Below are 18,911 nucleotides of genomic sequence, written 5' to 3'. Positions count from 1 at the left end.
TGAGTCCTTACGTGAATCTCGACGGCTTAGCTTCTGAATGCCCTTATGCTGTCATCCGTTCTCATCTTAATGAATAGTGGCTTTGATGCTCAACTTGCTGCAGATGGAAATTCTGATAACAGCTATAGCGATCGCCATATTTGCCAAAACTACAGAATCGATTGTGACGAGAATACGATAGACCGGATAATATAGTTAAGGCTTGGACAACAAAATAACCATGCACCTGGAGAGGTGGCAGAGCGGTTGAATGCGGCAGACTCGAAATCTGTTTAAGGGAAACCTTACGGGGGTTCGAATCCCCCCCTCTCCGTTTAAGAGTTAGAAGTGAGAAATCGGTTAAGGATTGCCAAAAGCAGTTTAATCTAGGCTTAATAAGAAGGAATAATTCGCCTTGTAGAACTTGGATTTAGATGTAAGTTACAACACAAATCCGAGTTTTCTCAGGCTTAACTTGAATCTGTTTTGAATTTCTCTTCATCATGGTTGTTAGGTTAAGTCTTATCAGGCTAGGACTTAAACTGTCTTAATTAGAAAACCCTTATGCCGCTGTCTCGTGTCCTCAGTGCTATTGTTGCGATCGCCCTCGCTCTGGGGATGATTGTTTTGGGTGGATGGTACTTTACCCTCGGTTTTGGCATCATCATCTACCTGGGGCAGCTGGAATATTTTCAACTCGTCCGGGCTAAGGGGATCGCTCCAGCCGCAAAGACGACTTTGGCAGTCAGTCAGGCACTCTTGATTATTTCGACGTTCTATCCCACAACGCTGGCTGATGCGGTTTTGCCCGTTGCTGGAACTTTCATTTGTTTCTATCTACTGTTTCAGCCCAAGTTTGCCACGATCGCCGATATCTCTGCTTCAATTTTGGGATTGTTCTATGGCGGCTATTTGCCTAGCTACTGGGTCCGGTTGCGATCGCTAGGTAACGCTGAAGTCAGCAATTTACCTCTAGGTGGCTACTTTCCCACCTCACTCGAAAGCCTAAACGATCTTCCCATTGGGCTAACCACGACCCTGCTGGCCTTTGGCTGCATCTGGGCAGCAGACATCGGAGCCTATGTCTTTGGCAAGCTGTTTGGAAAAACCCGGCTTTCCGACATCAGCCCTAAAAAGACAGTTGAAGGAGCCGTGTTCGGGGTAGCGGGCAGTGTTGGTGTCGCGGTTGTAGGAGCATGGTATCTGGGTTGGACGGGATGGCCGCTCTCTGGCATGGCGCTCGGCTTACTGATTGGTATTGCCAGTTTGTTGGGCGACTTAACCGAATCGATGATGAAGCGAGATGCTGGTGTGAAGGACTCAGGTCAGTTGATCCCCGGTCATGGTGGCATTCTTGACCGAGCAGACAGCTATGTTTTTACGGCTCCACTGGTCTACTATTTCGTGACTTTGCTGCTGCCTCTGCTGCCCAATTGAGAATGAACTTTGGGGTAGATGTCTCGCTAAGGAATAACGTTGATTTTGCCCTGGCAAAAAATTTGTCCAGGCTCTAAAGTTAGCGTTTCAATATCCACTTCTGATCCCAGGTCAATTAGGAAGCCATGCAGATCGTTTAAGGGTAATCCTCGCTTTGCCTGCAAGTGAGGCAGCCATTGAGGATGAGTAAGCTGTAACTCGTGTTCGCTGACTTGCTCCAATCCGGTACGAATTACCAGAAGCGTTGTTTCACTGCTAACAGAAATTAAGTCTGCGCTTAACGTTAGCTGGTTTGCGCCAATTAAAATACTGAGATTTTGCAGATCCAGGGATTGCTCTTCGCCTCCCTCCGCTAAACCGGACGCATCACTGGATCGCAGCAAATTCACCAAAAATTCGGTTACTGCATTTGCCAGGAGTGGAGCTTTCAAGGAGGCATTTAGCTCTGCTTCTCGCATCAACAGTTCCCCCCAAACGGGCACAACTTCCAGAAGCCGTAGCGGTTTTCCTTTGATGACTTGACCCAAATTGACTCGGATGCCTGTCCCCGTTAAATCAATGCAGCTAAGGTGCAACCCTTGATAAATTACGCCCTGAGCCGAAATTGAGACTTGAGGAATGTGCCCGGTGAGCAGTTGGCGATCGCCCCCCTCAATTTCAACCTCTAGCTGGTCTACCTGCTCGACTTGCGATCGCAACCACAAGCGCACCGCCGGGGACAAAACGCTACTAATCATGCGATGCCTAGGTGGAGCCGAGTTCTTACCTTGCTGTGCCTTCTCACTCAAAGATTCAGATGTTGATTGATGTGCTTTAGAGCAGCTTACAGCAGGGAATGGTTCTCTGCACAACTTCTGCATCAGCAGTGATCCCCTTGTTATTGGAGGAGCTTTACAGCAAAAGTCAATTTCTTATGACATTTTTCGATCCCGTCTACGATCCCCCGTTTGAGTAAATGTTATGAAATTCTGACATTTTGATCCCGTGCAGGCTGATAAAACCGTGGATCAAGCCAGAATCAGGCGATCGCCCCCCCTTGATCTCCTGATTATTTTTCTGCAAGATAAACCTAACGGCTGATCCCCTGATCCCGAAGAAAATCCTGTCTTATCCTATTGAGACTTAAAGTCCTGGCATCCGGTTGTCTATGAATTCATAAGGCTATGAGGTGGTTCACCGCCAGAACGGATAACTCAGGGTCAAATCAACCCGATATAGAAACTACCGGAGATCGAATCATGGCAAATGAACGCCTACCACTAGAGGAAATGACGCTAAGGCAACTTCGCAAGATTGCTAGCGAATATGGCATATCTCGCTACAGTCGAATGCGTAAAGAGCAGTTGTTGACCTCAATTCAAGAAGCGCAAAAAGCTAAATATCCCCCAAGTTCACCCCGCATTTTGGAGGCACAAGAAGAAGTGGAAGCAGCAAAGTTTGACGTAGGGCAGACCGATCGCACAGGTGGTTCGCTGGCAGTCGTAGATGAAGGACTTGCTGATCTTCCAGAGGGTTATGGCGAAAGCCGGATTGTGCTGATGCCTCGTGATCCCCAGTGGGCTTACACCTATTGGGATGTGCCCAGTAGCCACAAAGAGGAGCTACGTCGGCAGGGTGGATATCGGTTGGCATTACGCTTTTATGACGTAACCGATGTCAACCTGGACTACCAGAGACCCCACAGCCTGCAGCAGTACGAGTGTGATGAACTGGCACGGGAGTGGTATTTGCCCATCCCTGTAAGCGATCGCGACTACGTTGCTGAGATTGGCTACATTGCAGGTGACGGCCGCTGGCTCATTCTGGCTCGTTCTGCACCCGTGCGAATTCCTCCCGTTTATCCCTCCGACTGGATTGACGACCAGTTCATCAGCGTATCCTGGGAAGAGGAACTGCGCGGCAAGCAATTCGTCGAGCTTGCTCCTCCCAGCAAGCAGGCAGCAACAGCAGCAGCAGCAGCAGGGGTAATGACTAATGGCAACGCAATTTACGATGAGATTTTTGGCATGGCTGAGTCTGCCGAAGCTCAACGAGTTGCCGGATCGCTATTTGGCTCAATGCAGCAGGTGCCTGAGCAGGCGATTAGCTCTTACGTCTTCCCGTCGGGTGTTGGCATGTGGGCTGTTCCGACTACATCAGGGTTGAATATGTCTGGCGTGGGTATGTCCGGTGTAGGCTTCTCTGCTTCGGCTCCTCCAATTCGCCCACGCCAGTTCTGGTTGGTTGCTGATGCGGAGCTTATCGTCTACGGTGCAACGGAGCCTGATGCAACCGTTACCATTGGTGGTCGCCCCATCAAGCTCAACCCCGATGGCACTTTCCGTTTCCAAATGTCTTTCCAGGATGGGCTGATTGATTACCCAATTATGGCAGTCGCTGCTGACGGTGAGCAGACCCGCTCAGTTCACATGAAGTTTACTCGTGAGACTCCAGAGCGCAACACGAACACCAAAGCGGAAGCCGTTCAGGAATGGCTGGTATAGGTTTATTTAGCCATATATGACAACAGAGGGTGGGAGGGATTACCTCTCACCCTTTGCTTTTTGTTTGGGCTCCTGCATTCATGCTCCTGCATGAATGCTGTTTTGGAACTGTGCAACGATTCACGCAGCAGACCATTTTGACCACTATGGTTGAGGCTAATCCAGGGGAGCAGGGATCAAGTCCTCCTTCTGGCGGTTTAACCCGTCTACCCGCGCTCTTTATAAGATGAAAGTGCAGGATAAAAATTAAGATAAATGACTTCTCAAGAAATCACCGATACTCTAAAAGCGCTATTTGGTCATGCAGTTGAAATCTCTGAACCTGAATCTTGGCAGGTACAGTTAGACAATGTCCGCCTGCTGGTTTTGCTGTCCGAGGATCAATCCTGGCTGCGATCGCTTGTCTCGATTGCCCCGGCTCAAGAAGCGCTTCCCTACCTGGAGCAATTGCTCGAAGCCAACTTTGACGAAACTCAGGAGACGCGTTACGCCCTTCACCAGAACGTACTTTGGGGAGTATTTCAACACAGTCGAGCGAGCTTAACGCCAGAAGATTTTAAGGCTGCGATCGCCCGCTTGTTGACACTGCAACAACAAGGACTATCAGCCAGTTTTAATCGACTTGCCGAAACGCAAATTCGTCAGATTGTTCAAGCAGCCAAACTTCAAGGGCAATCCTTGGAGACGACCTTGCAAACGCTAGATCGGTTTTATCAGGAAGGCGTAATGGGAGAAATTGACCAAAGTGCAACCCAACGAGAACAAATATTAGCAGCCTGGCAATATCAATTAGAGCGACTTTGGAACGAAGAGATTTAGAAAACCAGAGCTATTAATACCGTTTCTACATGAAGATGCATATCTTGGAACGTATCCTGCATACGCGGGGCACGTTTCAAGATATGCGTCCTCAAAGAATTGGTATAAGTTCATTACGATCAGATTTGATCGCTTTAGTTTGATAAATTAAGAATGTGTTTCTCTTTTGATCGTCGGAATTGTTTAAAGTATTCGGCAATACATCAGCCTGATCACTTAATTACATCAGTCAACTTGCCCATTTATTTGTTTCACCTGTAAATTAGGGTGAAGGCATAGCACTTGAGATCGGGTTATGGAGAAACGCATTCTTTTTATTGAAGATAACGATGATCATCGTTTCTTGACTCAAGATATGCTTGAGCATTACGGATACACCGTATTTAGTTCTCCTAATGGGGCAAACTTTCTACAATCAATTGCAAGTTTTAGACCCCACGTTATTTTGCTCGATCTCAAGCTGCCTGACAAAGATGGATTTGCGTTACTGGAAGAGTTGCTCCATTCGGGATGGAACAACGTTCCAGTAATCGTGGTTTCTGCATTCACGTTCCGCAGAGAAAAGCTGAGAGCCTTGCACTTAGGCGCACGCCGATATTTGAATAAACCAATCAATCTAAACACGTTGACCCAAGCAATTGATGCTGAAATTGCTAGCTCTAAGCCTGACCTCCATCTTGTTGCTGGCTCTCTTGGCGACTAATAAATTCATCAACTACTTCGTTCATCCTTGAGTAGTCTGCGGAAATAAGCGAAATTAATTCTTCAAACTGCGAGGTTAAATCTGTGAGAGTTTGGAGATGATTGCCCAGATCGTTTTGCGATTCTAAATAGGCTTCTCTGAATTCTTGTGGAGTCATTGCTGAATGTCTGAGTAATCCGTTACATCTATAATTCTCTGTACAATTGTTCTAAAACTAATCGGCTGAATCGCTTAACTCCCACTAACAAAATTGTGTAGAGCATGAATTGGGTTCTCTACATTTTAAAAAGTTCGTGTAAAGTTGCGATCGCCTCCTAGTCTAGCGCTACGTTTGCCCTTTTAAGAAAATACAGCATTCTAGATTTTGTGATTGCTTATTCATTACTTGCTATTGCCACGTAAGATCATTCGCCATTTCTTAAGTATCTTCTCGCCCTACTTTCTCAACTCTTGCTGAGCGATTTTAGTGACCTGCTCAATTTCTGCTAGCGTAGGTGCTACTGCTGAACTTTCCATGTGCAACCACAACAGATATTCAATATTGCCGGCTGGTCCTAACAGCGGTGACCAGGTTAACCCACGATACTGCCAACCCAAATCTTGAGCTGAATCTAGGACTTGGGCGATCGCCCCTGCCTGATCCTGCAAGTCTCGCACAACACCTTTTTTCCCAACCTTTTCTCGCCCAACCTCAAATTGAGGTTTGACCAGCAGCACCACTTCTCGTGGAGCCTGAAGCAGGTGCCACAGTGCAGGCAAAATTTTAGTTAAAGAAATAAACGAAACATCTGCAACGCCCAGATCAGGATAGGGCTGCTCGGCAATATAAAGCTCTTCGGGTTTCAGGTTTCGCAGATTGGTTCGCTCTCGCAGCACCACACGTTGATCCTGACGCAGGCTCCAAGCGACTTGTCCATAGCCGACGTCTACACCATATACCTGCTTTGCACCAGCTTGGAGCAGACAATCTGTAAAGCCTCCTGTAGAAATTCCTGCATCCAGGCAAATTCGCTCTGCAATTGGAAGCTGGAAAACCTGGAGTGCCCTTGCGAGTTTTTCACCGCCTCTAGAGACAAAAGGCGATCGCTGCTTCACCTGAATCTGAGCCGCAACCTCCACTTCAGTTCCGGGTTTGTCAACAAGTTGCTGATTTACCATCACCTCCCCTGCCCGAATCAGCCGCTGGGCCTGCTGGCGGGAGTCTGCGAGATTCAGTTCCACTAAAAGAGTATCGAGTCGCTGTTTAGCCAAATTTGGGAATGAGGTAAGGAAAATTGGGGTAAAGGAATTACCCTTCACGCCCAAATCTAACGCCCCAGGCTGGACTCGAACCAGCGACCAACTGCTTAGAAGGCAGTTGCTCTATCCACCTGAGCTACTGGAGCATGTATTGAAGCGAATCAGGCTAAGAAGGCTCACTGGTGCCAAGGTGCTGCAATGGCTGCCCTGAACACATCGGGAAACCAAACTTCTCTGTACTAACCTTTTCGCGAACCAATATATAGTATCAAAACAAACGTTATATTGGTTCAGCTAATATCTCAGCTTCTAACACAGGAGTTAGTTGCAGAATAGTTCAACAACAGATGTACACTGAAAACCAACTCAAATCAGTTTTAGATGGGATAGTAAAGTTAACTGAGGCGATCGCTGTTCACGATCAGCTCAATTTAGACGGCACTTTCCATCTGGAGGGCTTGCCTGAATGAGTTTTGCGTCTACCCCGTATCCCTAGTCTTGACAGGAGTAAATTGGCAGCGTCATGTTTATCCTAAAGAGGCAGGATGTTGAAATCTCAAGCGTTCAGCATCCAAAAAGGGATCAGCAAATTCCAATCCTGCAATATCAGGGGCAAACTTTTCGTCTGATTAGCGTCTTTAACGCTTCCCAGGAAGAGGAAGCCAAAGCTTTTTGGCGAGATTTAACCGACAATCGGGGCAAAGCCTGCGTCCTATTAGAAGAACCTGAACGCTATAGCGTGTGGGGCAAAGTGCGTCTGGAGCAGCTTGGGGTTGATCCTGATGCTCAATCCGATGATGAAACTACACCGCATTTCATCCAGGCGTGTTTGTTATTGTTGCAGGCGATGTACATCGACATCGAAGATTTGCTGGGAGCCAGACAAGTCGGCTTATTTCAGAAAGAGATCACAGCAGTCTTTCAACAGGGGCGCTTCCCTCAGACCGAATCGCCTGCCGCAATTAACCAGCTATTGACGATTGACCCACTAGCATCGCTACAAATTCCTTCCTGGCAAGAACATCATCTAAACACGCTGCTGCGAGAACTGCACCGAATCGGGAAAGAGCATTTTGGTAATGCAACCTTCACAGAACGAGTCATGGATGCCTTGCAAGACATGTCAGCAAAAGATCGAACGCAATTCTTAGGTTGGTTGAAGCAGTCTCCATACGGTAAGGAGTGGCTGTAGGTTCGCGCTCGTCAATTTGCTAGCGATCGCTGTTATGAACAGCACTGCTTAGAGCTGAATGTTAAGTTTTGTGAGGTTAGACTATAGAAAGATACTTATCGTCCTGATTGAAACAGTTAGCCCCAAGTCTGCTTATGTCTCCGTCAAACTCCCGAAAATCAACAGTGACCACAGCACCTCCTGCATCCTCTGGTCCGACGTGGCAGATTAAGCTGCTGTATGACGGTGAGTGTCCGCTGTGCTTACGAGAAGTGAACTTTTTACAAAAGCGAGATGCGGGTCGCGGTCGAGTCGCGTTTGTTGATATTGCTGCTGATGATTATGCCCCCGAAGCCAATGGCGGTGTGGACTTTGAAACCGCAATGGGGCGCATTCACGCTGTGTTGCCCGACGGCACGGTGATCAAAAACGTTGAGGTGTTTCGTCGAGTCTACGAAGTTCTGGGAATCGGCTGGATTTACGCGGTCACCAAGTTGCCTATTGTCGGTCGTTTGGTTGACTGGCTGTATGAAATCTGGGCAGACAAACGATTGGCTTTGACTGGACGAGCAGACTTAGCTACCCTTGTTGTCGATCGCCAAAAGCGGCTTGAATGCAATACTCAAGATCGCTGCCGCCTGCCTGACAAATAGCAGGTTTGGTTCGTAGCAGTTTAAACCGGGTCTGTAACGATTTGAATGGGCGATCGCCTTACCATAAACCTATGAGCTTCTTAGTTTGTCGTATATCTGTAGAGTAGGCATTGCCTACACTTCTTGGTGTGTAGCTTAGAGAGGACTAACGCTTGAGCGATCGTTTAATCGTAGAACAAGCCTGGGACGCGCTTGAACATTCAATTATTTATTACCAGGGTCGTCCTGTTGGCACGATCGCCGCTTGCGATCCAGACATCTCAGCATTGAACTACGACCAGTGCTTTATTCGAGATTTTGTTTCCTCGGCGCTAGTCTTTCTAATCAAAGGAAGAACCGACATCGTTCGCAATTTCTTAGAAGAAACTTTGAAATTGCAGCCCAAAACAGGACAGCTGGACTGCTCAAAGCCCAGTCGCGGATTGATGCCAGCCAGCTTCAAAATTGCTTCCCAAGGCGGCAAAGAATACGTAAAAGCAGACTTTGGTAACCATGCGATCGGTCGAGTTGCACCGGCAGATTCTTGTCTGTGGTGGATTGTCCTGCTCCGAGCCTATGTCATTGCTAGTCAAGACACCGACCTAGCCCATCAAGCCGATTTTCAAGAAGGAATTCGCCTCAGCTTGGAGCTTTGCCTGGTCACTCGGTTCGACATGTACCCGATGGTGCTAGTTCCCGACGGTGCAGGCATGATCGATCGCCGTATGGGGCTTTACGGACATCCTCTAGATATTCAAGCGCTGTTTTATGCAGCCTTGCAAGCCAGCCTAGAGCTTTTGATTCCTAGCCCGGAAAACCAATTTATGATTCAGGCGATCCAAAGTCGTCTGGTACCTTTGCTCAGACAAATTCGGGAGAATTACTGGCTCGACTCCGATCGCCTCAACGTTATCTACCGCTTTCAGGTAGAGGAATATGGCGAAGAAGCACTCAACCAGTTCAACATTTACTCCGACTCCATTCCGTTTTATCGGCTGGCAAACTGGCTACCGGAAGCAGGGGGCTATCTGGCAGGTAACCTGGGACCTTCTCAACTCGACTGCCGTTTTTTCTCTTTGGGAAATCTACTAGCCGTGATCACTTCATTAGTGGATGAGCAGCAATCTCACAGAATTTTGAATTTGATTGAGTTGCGCTGGAGTGATTTGGTCAGCCACATGCCGATGAAGCTCTGCTACCCAGCGTTAGAAGACACAGATTGGAAAATAGTTACGGGTGCTGATCCTAAAAATCGCCCCTGGTCCTACCACAATGGCGGAAGTTGGCCCGTGCTGCTCTGGATGCTGACGGCGGCAGCTAAAAAGATGGACCGAGGTGAATTGGCTCATCATGCGATCGCCATTGCAGAACGTCGACTCGTGTTAGACCAATGGCCCGAATACTACGACGGACCAGATGGACGGCTAATCGGCAAAGAGGCACGAAAATATCAAACCTGGACGATTGCTGGTTACCTACTTGCCAAAGAACTAATTGCGAACCCTGATCATCTGAAACTAGTTACTTTTGATCCCGTTCTTCCCGGGTAATTGATTCTTCTGGGTAAATCAAATCATTCCTTATGCAGAATACAGCAGAGTATGGATGCGCCTACTGTGGTGAGACTAACCTCACTTTCATTGATTTAAGTGCAGGTAGCCAACAGTCCTATGTCGAAGACTGTCAGGTGTGTTGTCGCCCCAATATTCTTTATGTTCGCATCGATGAAGACACCCTAGAGATTGAAATTGACACTGAATACGAAGGCTAAACCTGTATGTCTCTAATCATGCTCGCTTTTAGCTTGTTCTTGGGATTACTGGTATTAGATGTAATAGCTTATTTACCACTAAATTTGCTAACTTTGTTTCAGCCTCCTAGGTGGCTCATTTGGAGTGTTGTCTTTGTTGTTGCTGCATGGTGCATGGGTGAATCAGAGTAGTGATTTAAAGGTGAAGTTTTGGTTTGGATAGACCCGTTATATTGCAATTCATCTGTATCTAAATCTCCTAATCACTGATGTAAGCAGCAGCAAAACCACGCTCGTACCCGTTCGAAAAAAGCTTATCGGTATAGAAGGGTTGCTTTTGCCTACTTTGCTAATTGTTTGCTAATCGCATGACGCAGCACCAACAGGCAGAACTAGAAATGAGGCGATGGAGTCAACTGCTTCAGGGCGTTGCGCGAGCCACTAACCAGCTTCTAACCAGCACAAACTATAGCCTGGCGCTCGACGAAGCCTTGCAGATTCTTGGACAAGCTGCTGAGGTTGACCGGATTTGCATTTTTGAAAACCACCTGGTACCGGGTAAATCATCGCTACATACCAGCCTTCGCCATGAATGGACGCAAGATCCTAGCTTGGCTCAGTTAGGCAACCCGGCTCTACAAAATTTGCCCTACAAAGAGTCCTGCTATTGGTACAACACACTGCACCGAGGCGAGACGATCGCCACTCTGGTTAGAGATTTACCATTCCCTGAACAGTCCCTACTGAAAGCACAGGGCGTTTTGTCTATTCTAGTGGTGCCCATTCTAGTCAACGGCAATTTCAATGGGTTTATTGGCTTAGACGATTGCCATTCTGAGCGTCAATGGTCTGAAGCCGAAGAATCTACTCTGCTAGCGTTGGCAGGAGGAATTGGCGGCGTTTTAGAGCGACGACGAGCAGAAGCAGAACTGCAGCGTCAGAATCAGCGATCGCAGCTCCTCGCAGACATCGCCCTCCGTATTCGTCAATCGCTTAACCTGGAAAAGATTTTGACCACTACTGTAGCCGAGGTCAGACGCTTCCTTCGGGCTGACCGGGTACTGATGTATCGCTTTGAGCCTGATTGGATGGGCAGGGTCGTGGTTGAATCAGTAGAACCGCCGTGGACAGCTGCGCTAGGCGAATTGATTGAAGATACCTGCTTTAAAGAGGGGCAGGGCGAGCAATACCATCAAGGGCGAATTTGGGCTGCTGACGACATCCAGCAGGCAAACCTGACCCCTTGCCACTTCGCCTTGCTAGACCGCTTTCAGGTACGGGCAAACCTAGTGGTGCCAATTCTTGCTAGTCATCAGCTTTGGGGCTTGCTGATTGCTCATCAGTGTGGTCAACCTCGCCAATGGCAGAGCTTTGAAGTGGAATTTTTAGGACAGCTTGCTAACCATGTAGGCATCGCAATTGTTCAGGCACGGTTGCTGGCTCAAGAGGTGCAGCAGCGGCAGCAGCTTGCACAACAAAACCTGGCGCTAGAGCAAGCTCGCAAAGAAGCAGAGCAAGCCTCTCAAATGAAAAGTGCATTTCTGGCGATCGTCAGTCATGAAATTCGTACACCCATGAATGCTGTTCTAGGCATGACCGGTTTGTTGCTAGATTCTCAGCTCAACCCTGAACAGCAAGATTTCGTAGAAACGATTCAAATGAGCGGTGACAGTCTGCTGATGTTAATTAATCAAATTCTAGATTTCTCCAAATTAGAAGCTGGAGAAATGGAGTTAGAAGTTTTAGATTTTGATTTAAAGAACTGTGTTGAAGAAGTTGCTGAACTTTTGGCAACCAAGGCACACGAAAAAGGAGTTGAAGTTGCAACTTTAATTTATCGCAATGTGCCAACTTATCTACGCGGTGATGCCAACCGCCTGCGGCAGATTTTGACCAATTTGGTTAACAATGCAATCAAATTTACAGATGTTGGAGAGGTCGTTATTCAAGCGGCATTAGTAACAGAAACACCGTCTTCGGCAACTGTCATGTTTTCCGTCTTTGATAGTGGCATTGGCATTGCGCCAGAATCTCAGGCAAGGCTGTTTCAGCCCTTTTCTCAAGTCGATGCTTCAACGACTCGCAAATATGGCGGAACGGGACTGGGATTGGCAATTTCTAGGCAGCTTGTGGAATTGATGGGTGGACAAATTGGACTGGAAAGTACCTTAGGGCAAGGGTCAAAGTTTTGGGTTTCACTTACGTTTGATAAGCAAACAGTTCCCCCTGTTCCGCCTGTCGCTAAAGAAACGATTCAAGTGTTGAGTGGGTTAAGGCTGCTGATTGTTGATGACAATGCGACCTATCGCAAAATTTTGCGCTATCAAGCAATGGTTTGGGGAATGCAAGTGACTGAGGCTGAGAGTGCGGCGATCGCTCTGCAACAGTTGCGTCAAGGTGCTCTGTCTGATGCTCCCTACAATCTGGCACTCTTAGACATTCAGATGCCAGAAATAGATGCAAAATCACTAGCGCAACAAATTAAAGCTGACGCTACTTTGGCAGATACCCACTTGGTTATGATGATGACCTCCGTTGATTTGGCATCCGGTGTTCATCGGGCATTAGAACTCGATTTTTCTGCCTATCTAGTAAAACCCGTGAGACAATCACGGCTTTTGGAATGTTTTCTATCTCTTGCCTCTGACAGTCTTGCCAGCACCGAAAATCCACAGGAAGTTACCCAGGAGGTCCCGCCAGAGCGTCCAGTCGCTGTATTGCCTGCTGAATCTAACCTCAAAATTTTGTTAGTCGAAGACAATGTTGTTAATCAGAAGGTAACGTTAAAACAACTCAACAGTTTGGGATTTAAGGCAGATTTAGCTGCTAATGGTCAAACAGCTATAGAGGCGATCGCTCAGATCGATTACGATATCGTTTTGATGGATTGCCAAATGCCCATACTGGATGGATACGAAGCAACTCGCCTGATTCGTAAAATGGAGCAGGAAAGGCTAACTCAACGTCAAACTGTGATTATTGCAGTTACTGCTAATGCGCTTCAAGAAGACCAGGAGAGAGCGATCGCCGCTGGGATGGACGATTACTTGAGCAAACCTGTACGTAAGGATGTATTAGCCGCCATGTTAGATCGTTGGGGAAAAGCCATTCTGACAGATTCAGCTGCCCTGCAAGATCAGTCAACGACGCCCGATGCGGCGCGTGATGCCCTTAACACTCAACTCAACTGGAAGCATCTGCATCAAATCTCTGACGGCAACCGCGAATTTGAACTGGAGCTACTACAAATTTTTGTTGAAGACAGCCAAATTCACCTTGAAACATTGAAAGGGGCGATCGCTAATCAAGACCTGTGGCAAGCTGAACAGGCTGCCCATCACATTAAGGGAGCCAGTGCTAACGTGGGTGCCAAAATCATGCAGGCTGCTGCGGAGCATCTAGAGCAGCAGGCTCGCCAAAAACAGCTTCAAACCCCTGAGCGTTTTCTAGCAGAAATTGAACTGTCTCTTGACAAAATTCGAGCCTTCGTCGAAGCCAAAATCTGAACTGGAGTTGGGTCATTACCCCTTAAGCAGGGGCACTAAACTTCTTCGCAATAAGCAAACAGTTTCGGCGATCGCCAGTTTGGGTATAGGTAAGTGAATCTGATAGTTGTTGCATCAACTTTAAGCCTCGTCCTCCTTCTGCATCAGAATCGGCTTCTAGCGGCATCTGGTTTAATTGTTGGTTTAAATCAAACCCTGATCCAACATCCCAGATACGAATCTCCAGTAGTTGGTCAAACAAGGTAATTTCTATATCGATCGGTGTCTCTTGAGGAGCGTTTTTATGGGCATGGCGCACTGCATTTGTAAAACCTTCTGCTAGAGCTAACTGGCACTGTAGCCAGATCGAGGGTGGAATAATAGCGCTGTTAAACTGATCAAACCAAGACAGAATTTGAGTCAGCGCACCAAGATCTGTATTAACTTGAAGATGTGCCTGTTTAACGACTTCCAACTGAAAACATCCTGATATAAAAAAATGTCTAATGCTGACAACGTGGCATTTCGTAATGTGTATAGTCTTGCAAAATCAAACCTTAAACATCAACTCGGAGCGCTATACGTTAATGATCTATAGCAATCCTAAATGGATTGTGAGAGGCACACCTCTGAGAAACGCGCTTCTCACAAATCACTTATCTCACACTTGATTTAGGACTGCTATATGGCACAAATATTAGTCATTGATGACGATCCTATTATTAGATTAATTTTAAGAAAATCACTCCAAGGTCAAGGGCATACTGTTACAACAGTGGACAATGGTGAAGCTGGGTTAGAGCAGGCACAAAACCTCCACCCAGCATTAATTATTTGTGACTGGATGATGCCCGGAATTGATGGACTGGAAGTTTGTCGGCAGGTCAAGTCCAACTTAGAGCTTTCCACAACATTTTTTATCCTACTAACCGCCCGCGGTGCAACAGCTGACCGTGTTCAAGGTTTGGATACAGGCGCGGATGATTTTCTCGCTAAACCAATTGAGCTGACCGAGCTACAGGCAAGAGTGCGGGCTGGACTGCGATTACACCAGCTTACCCGTGACCTGCAAACCCAAAAACAACTTCTAGAGGCAGAATTAGCAGAGGCAGCCGAATACGTGCGATCGCTGCTTCCTGCTCCCTTGGTCGGCAAGATTTCTATCGATGCCCGGTTCATCCCCTCTCGCCAGTTGGGGGGAGATTGTTTTGACTATTTTTGGCTCGACCCAGACTATCTAGTCATTTATCTACTCGATGTTTCAGGACATGGATTAGGAGCAGCTTTACCGTCAATCGCAGTATTAAATTTGTTGCGATCGCAGTCCTTACCCGATGTCAACTTCTACCAACCCCATGATGTTCTTCGAGGGTTAAACGAAACCTTTCAAATGAATAGCCAGAACGAGAAATACTTCACGATTTGGTACGGCGTTTATAATCAGGCTAAACGTCAGATGACCTACGCGAGTGCTGGACATCCACCCGCAGTTTTGGCATCTAACACTGAAAATGGAGCGTTAGAAGTTCAGTTGCTCAAAACTCCAGCGCTACCGGTCGGCATGTTAACGGACGTTTCCTTTACAAGTAGCCGTTGCGAGATTCCAGTAGGCGGTAATCTATATGTGTTTAGTGACGGCGTTTATGAAATACGTCAAACCAATGAAGAAATCTGGGGACTAGAGCCGTTCATTGATTTGCTAACCAAGCAGGGAAATACTTCTAACCTGGATGAACTGTTAGAAACAGTTCATTTGCTCAGCAACGAAGCAGCCTTTAATGACGATTTATCCCTACTTAGAGTTCGTTTTGATTAATCTGCCTAAAGTGAATTAGTACAAGTCGTTAAGACTTGCTGGTTAAACTCTGCTCGATCTGTAAATACCTCAAACACTCGATCCATACTGGTGAGTTCAAATAGCATTTTCACCTGATCATTGATTGAGCAGATGTAGAGCTTGCCGCCTGCTGCTCGAACTGTTTTAAGTGCGACAACCAGCGCACCTAAGCCTGAACTATCAACAAACGTTACGTCTTTCAGGTCGATCAATACAATTCCTGCGTTTTGTTCCACTACATCAGCAACCTCGCGTCGAATTTCGGTTGCTTTTGTGCTGTCTAGGATGCCAGCAGGCTGTATCACTTTGATAGTTTTCATGGCTTATGTCCAAGTGCGGCGTTGGATGAGGGCTACTACCTCTTCATACTGCCCACATTGCCTCTAGCTCTAACGTGTGAGAACGCGATAGCCATGCATGAAAAACTGAAACAGAAACTGCAAAACAGGTGACGTTGGGGTAAAACACCTGCTATGAATTGGGAAACAACAGTAGTCCTGTCGCCTTGAAGTTAGTGCTTTCCTATCCTAAAAATTGCTGGGTGCTGTTTTATTGGTGCAAGCCCAGCTCAAGCTGACAAAGATAAAAGTTTTAGCGAAGTTTTAATCTTCGTCTTGTACTCTACTTGCAACCCCCATCAGTGTCTTAACCGCTAAAAATCCGGATTTGGATCACTCATTGAGGGATGGTAACAAAGCAAGGGGCTTAAAAATTTCTATATAAGTGCCCGAGGGAACTGCAAATTTAACCGCAAACCGAGAAATTTGTGAAATCCCAAGACACCGTACACTAAATTTTGCGGACGCAGTGCAGATGGCTAGTGGAATTTCTTATGCATCCGATAGACGCTCTGCCAAAACTTCCCTGCTGCGATCAGCCAGCCGGGATAAGTTGGTATGGCGTGGAGTATTTTTAATGCTTTTTACGACTGCAATCATGAGCGCATTTGTGGTGCGTCTCACCCATTTGCAGTTAGTTCAGGGCGAGTTTAACCAGCGCCTTGCAGAACAAAATCGAGTTCGACTGATCCCGATTCCTTCTGATCGAGGCAATATTACTGATCGCGACGGGAAACTGTTTGCAGCCAACCGGTTGGCCCGTTCGGTATATCTTTGGCCGCGTCAACAGTCACCCGAACAGTGGCAGGTGACGGCTTCTCGCCTCAGCCCGTTATTAAATACGCCAGCCGCAGAAATCATTGAGCAACTGGAGAAGGCGGGCTACAACTCACCGATGCCTGTCCGCATTACTCAGCAACTCAATCAAAGTGCGTTTGTCGCTTTGGCTGAGCAGTCGGCTCAGTTTCCTGGTGTAGAAACGATCGCCGAGTCGAGTCGCTATTATCCTCATGGCGATTTGGCAGCTCACGTGCTGGGCTACATTGGCGAGGCGACTGAGGAGGACTTGAAGGAGAACCCGGATTATCCCTATGGCATGATCGTGGGGCAAATGGGGATCGAGCGGTTAGCCAACGCTGAGCTAGACGGTCGCTGGGGCAGTCGTAAGGTTGAGGTGAATGCACGAGGGCAAGAATTACGCTGGATGGGTACGGACCCTGCTGTGGCAGGTAATCAGGTGCGGCTAACGCTGGATTTGGATTTACAGCAGACGGCTGAGCGAGCGCTTGCTCAACGACGAGGGGCAGTGGTGGTAATGGATGTAAAAACGGGGGCAGTGCTGGCGATCGCTAGCGGTCCTAGCTTTGATCCCAATATCTTTACCCGTCGCGTTACAGAGTCAGAGTGGCAACAACTCAACGGAGAAAGCCAGCCGTTTTTGAATCGGGCTTTACAGGGTTACCCTCCTGGCAGCACCTTCAAAATTGTTACAGCGGCGGCGGGATTGCAGTCGGGCAAATTTTCCCCAGACTCTATCGTGAATACCTACGCTTCGATTAACGTTGGCGGCACTGTTTTTAACGAGCATAGCGGCGGTTATGGTCCGATTGGGTTTCGCAAGGCGATGGCAGTTAGTAGCAATACCTTTTTCTACCAGGTTGGCATTGCTGCTGGACCAGAGCAAATCGCGCATTGGGCAGAAGCTTTAGGAGTTGGGATCACCGATTTGGGGCTAGATGGGGGCAGCCGAGGATCTGTGCCTACTCCAGAGCAAAAGGAGGAGCTGTATGGCGAACCCTGGTATACGGGCGACACAGTAAGTATGTCTATCGGTCAAGGTTTGGTGCAGGTTACACCACTTGAGATGACAGTTCTTGTGTCGGCGATCGCTAATGGTGGCTGGCGGGTCAAACCTCATCTGCTGAGCAATCAAACTGAAACAATGGCCAACGAACGGGTTGAAACGGGGCTGTCTCCAGAGAACATTGAAGCTATTCGAGTGGGACTGGTCGCAGCCGTGCAGGAAGGAACTGCTCGTCGGCTAAATGATGGTTCTATTCCTTTGACGGCTGGCAAAACGGGCACTGCAGAAGTACCGGGTCAAAAAGACAATGCGGTATTCGTAGGCTATGGACCAGTGGATGATCCCCAGATTGCGATCGCAGTAGTCGTTGAAAATGGTGGTTTCGGTGGGGTAACGGCTGTCCCGATTGCACACGAAATCTACAAAACCTACTTTGGACAGCGCTGATCAGCAGCTTGGTTAGGGAGGAATTTTAGAGGTAGAAGGATTGTTTCTACCTCTAAAATTCCTCCCTAAAGCAATGGCTCAAAGGTTTAGGGTGTAGGTGTAAGTCGTTGGCTTACATGCACCTTAGCTAAAGGGCAAAGTTTCCCATGCGCCAGATTATTGTCGTCTGCTTAACGCTCGTGCTGTTGGTACTAGTAAGTGCCTGTAGTCCAGCACTGAATTCAGATGCGGTTGACCCGGAGACAGCTCCATTGGAGGCAGATGTCCCATCTCCAACGGCAACAACTACATCTCCTAACCCAGTAACGGTTTTGCCTGCTGCATTAACAGAGCGCCTAAAATCATTTTTGGCAGCGGAGACGGCGATCACCAGTGAGGCGATCGCCCTACAACAGTTTGAACCAGTAGATTGGAATAACGCTTGCATAGGAGTTCCCAGTCCAGAAGAGTTCTGTGCTGAGATGATCACACCCGGATACCGCATCGTGTTCAACACTCCTAATGGAGCTTATGTTGTGCACACAGATCACTCAGGGCAAACAATTCGCCTGGCTGAAAGTCCTTCTGATTAACGTCCTTAAAGGTAGAAAAGGGCAGGGGTAACGTCTACCAATTTGCATTACATTGGCGTTATGATGCTACACGCAACCAAGGTAGAGACTTGCAGAAAAATTTTCTGAATTGGGAATACCTACTCTCAAAATGATTTTCGGGAATCAAACCAGATTAGGCTGAATCAGGGTGAACTGACTTGAATGTTGAGGTTGAGCTAGCAGCAGATCCAAAT

The 18,911-nt window shown here is 47.5% G+C and carries 17 protein-coding genes and 2 tRNA genes; 14 read left to right on the top strand and 5 right to left on the bottom strand.

The window, feature by feature from the left end:
• The first annotated feature begins 228 nt into the window (after nt 1-228).
• A tRNA-Ser gene (locus H6F93_RS26620) sits at nt 229-313 on the top strand.
• A 230-nt stretch (nt 314-543) separates the two neighbouring features.
• Entirely contained in the window at nt 544-1,416 is an 873-nt protein-coding gene (locus H6F93_RS26615; RefSeq protein WP_190645110.1) for a phosphatidate cytidylyltransferase, read from the top strand.
• Nucleotides 1,417-1,442: 26 nt separating this feature from the next.
• Here the strand turns inward: H6F93_RS26615 and H6F93_RS26610 are convergent, their stop codons facing one another.
• Nucleotides 1,443-2,153, bottom strand: coding sequence for an LmeA family phospholipid-binding protein (locus H6F93_RS26610; RefSeq protein ID WP_199314054.1), 711 nt, complete (start codon nt 2,151-2,153; stop codon nt 1,443-1,445).
• A 501-nt stretch (nt 2,154-2,654) separates the two neighbouring features.
• Between H6F93_RS26610 and H6F93_RS26605 the strand changes: the two genes are divergently transcribed.
• The 3 genes from H6F93_RS26605 to H6F93_RS26595 all read left to right on the top strand — a co-directional run bounded on the left by H6F93_RS26605 (nt 2,655) and on the right by H6F93_RS26595 (nt 5,421).
• Entirely contained in the window at nt 2,655-3,899 is a 1,245-nt protein-coding gene (locus H6F93_RS26605) for a DUF4912 domain-containing protein (RefSeq protein WP_190687484.1), read from the top strand.
• A gap of 255 nt (nt 3,900-4,154) precedes the next feature.
• Nucleotides 4,155-4,718, top strand: coding sequence for a hypothetical protein (locus H6F93_RS26600; RefSeq protein ID WP_190687481.1), 564 nt, complete (start codon nt 4,155-4,157; stop codon nt 4,716-4,718).
• A 295-nt stretch (nt 4,719-5,013) separates the two neighbouring features.
• On the top strand, nt 5,014-5,421 hold the full coding sequence (locus H6F93_RS26595; RefSeq protein ID WP_190687478.1) for a response regulator: 408 nt from the start codon (nt 5,014-5,016) through the stop codon (nt 5,419-5,421).
• Nucleotides 5,422-5,856: 435 nt separating this feature from the next.
• On the opposite strand, the gene H6F93_RS26590 is transcribed toward H6F93_RS26595, so the two are convergent.
• Together H6F93_RS26590 and H6F93_RS26585 are read right to left on the bottom strand one after the other, a co-directional pair.
• Nucleotides 5,857-6,672, bottom strand: coding sequence for a TlyA family RNA methyltransferase (locus H6F93_RS26590; protein WP_190687475.1), 816 nt, complete (start codon nt 6,670-6,672; stop codon nt 5,857-5,859).
• Nucleotides 6,673-6,732: 60 nt separating this feature from the next.
• Nucleotides 6,733-6,806 (bottom strand) — tRNA-Arg (locus H6F93_RS26585).
• Between the two features lie 201 nt (nt 6,807-7,007).
• Between H6F93_RS26585 and H6F93_RS34835 the strand changes: the two genes are divergently transcribed.
• The 6 genes from H6F93_RS34835 (at nt 7,008) to H6F93_RS26560 (ending at nt 13,719) form a co-directional block, all read left to right on the top strand.
• Entirely contained in the window at nt 7,008-7,130 is a 123-nt protein-coding gene (locus H6F93_RS34835; protein WP_277881968.1) for a hypothetical protein, read from the top strand.
• Between the two features lie 53 nt (nt 7,131-7,183).
• The gene (locus tag H6F93_RS26580) at nt 7,184-7,852 is read left to right on the top strand and encodes an Npun_F0813 family protein (protein ID WP_190645116.1); all 669 of its coding nucleotides are present in this window, start codon (nt 7,184-7,186) and stop codon (nt 7,850-7,852) included.
• Nucleotides 7,853-8,016: 164 nt separating this feature from the next.
• Nucleotides 8,017-8,484, top strand: coding sequence for a thiol-disulfide oxidoreductase DCC family protein (locus H6F93_RS26575; RefSeq protein WP_524538022.1), 468 nt, complete (start codon nt 8,017-8,019; stop codon nt 8,482-8,484).
• A gap of 152 nt (nt 8,485-8,636) precedes the next feature.
• Nucleotides 8,637-10,013 carry a glycoside hydrolase 100 family protein gene (locus tag H6F93_RS26570; RefSeq protein ID WP_190687466.1) on the top strand — a complete coding sequence of 459 codons (1,377 nt, stop codon included), beginning with the start codon at nt 8,637-8,639 and terminating at the stop codon, nt 10,011-10,013.
• 32 nt (nt 10,014-10,045) lie between these two features.
• A complete protein-coding gene (locus H6F93_RS26565) occupies nt 10,046-10,234 on the top strand; it encodes a CPXCG motif-containing cysteine-rich protein (RefSeq protein ID WP_190645119.1) in 189 nt (62 codons plus the stop codon).
• A 347-nt stretch (nt 10,235-10,581) separates the two neighbouring features.
• Complete coding sequence (locus tag H6F93_RS26560) at nt 10,582-13,719, top strand: hybrid sensor histidine kinase/response regulator (RefSeq protein ID WP_190687462.1); 3,138 nt, start codon at nt 10,582-10,584, stop codon at nt 13,717-13,719.
• Between the two features lie 22 nt (nt 13,720-13,741).
• On the opposite strand, the gene H6F93_RS26555 is transcribed toward H6F93_RS26560, so the two are convergent.
• Nucleotides 13,742-14,173: an ATP-binding protein gene (locus tag H6F93_RS26555; RefSeq protein ID WP_190687460.1), complete on the bottom strand. Its 432-nt coding sequence runs from the start codon at nt 14,171-14,173 to the stop codon at nt 13,742-13,744.
• 210 nt (nt 14,174-14,383) lie between these two features.
• Between H6F93_RS26555 and H6F93_RS26550 the strand changes: the two genes are divergently transcribed.
• The gene (locus H6F93_RS26550; RefSeq protein WP_190687458.1) at nt 14,384-15,514 is read left to right on the top strand and encodes a PP2C family protein-serine/threonine phosphatase; all 1,131 of its coding nucleotides are present in this window, start codon (nt 14,384-14,386) and stop codon (nt 15,512-15,514) included.
• A 5-nt stretch (nt 15,515-15,519) separates the two neighbouring features.
• On the opposite strand, the gene H6F93_RS26545 is transcribed toward H6F93_RS26550, so the two are convergent.
• Entirely contained in the window at nt 15,520-15,855 is a 336-nt protein-coding gene (locus tag H6F93_RS26545) for an STAS domain-containing protein (protein ID WP_190687456.1), read from the bottom strand.
• A 493-nt stretch (nt 15,856-16,348) separates the two neighbouring features.
• Between H6F93_RS26545 and mrdA the strand changes: the two genes are divergently transcribed.
• Nucleotides 16,349-18,124, top strand: a complete 1,776-nt coding sequence (gene mrdA / locus H6F93_RS26540) for a penicillin-binding protein 2 (protein ID WP_190687454.1) — start codon at nt 16,349-16,351, stop codon at nt 18,122-18,124.
• A gap of 146 nt (nt 18,125-18,270) precedes the next feature.
• Nucleotides 18,271-18,696: a DUF8738 domain-containing protein gene (locus tag H6F93_RS26535; protein ID WP_190687452.1), complete on the top strand. Its 426-nt coding sequence runs from the start codon at nt 18,271-18,273 to the stop codon at nt 18,694-18,696.
• Nucleotides 18,697-18,911 lie beyond the last annotated feature (215 nt).

The organism is Leptolyngbya sp. FACHB-671, assembly GCF_014695745.1.
GTDB lineage: Bacteria > Cyanobacteriota > Cyanobacteriia > Elainellales > Elainellaceae > JAAUTN01.
This window is presented reverse-complemented; position numbering and strand designations above follow the sequence as displayed.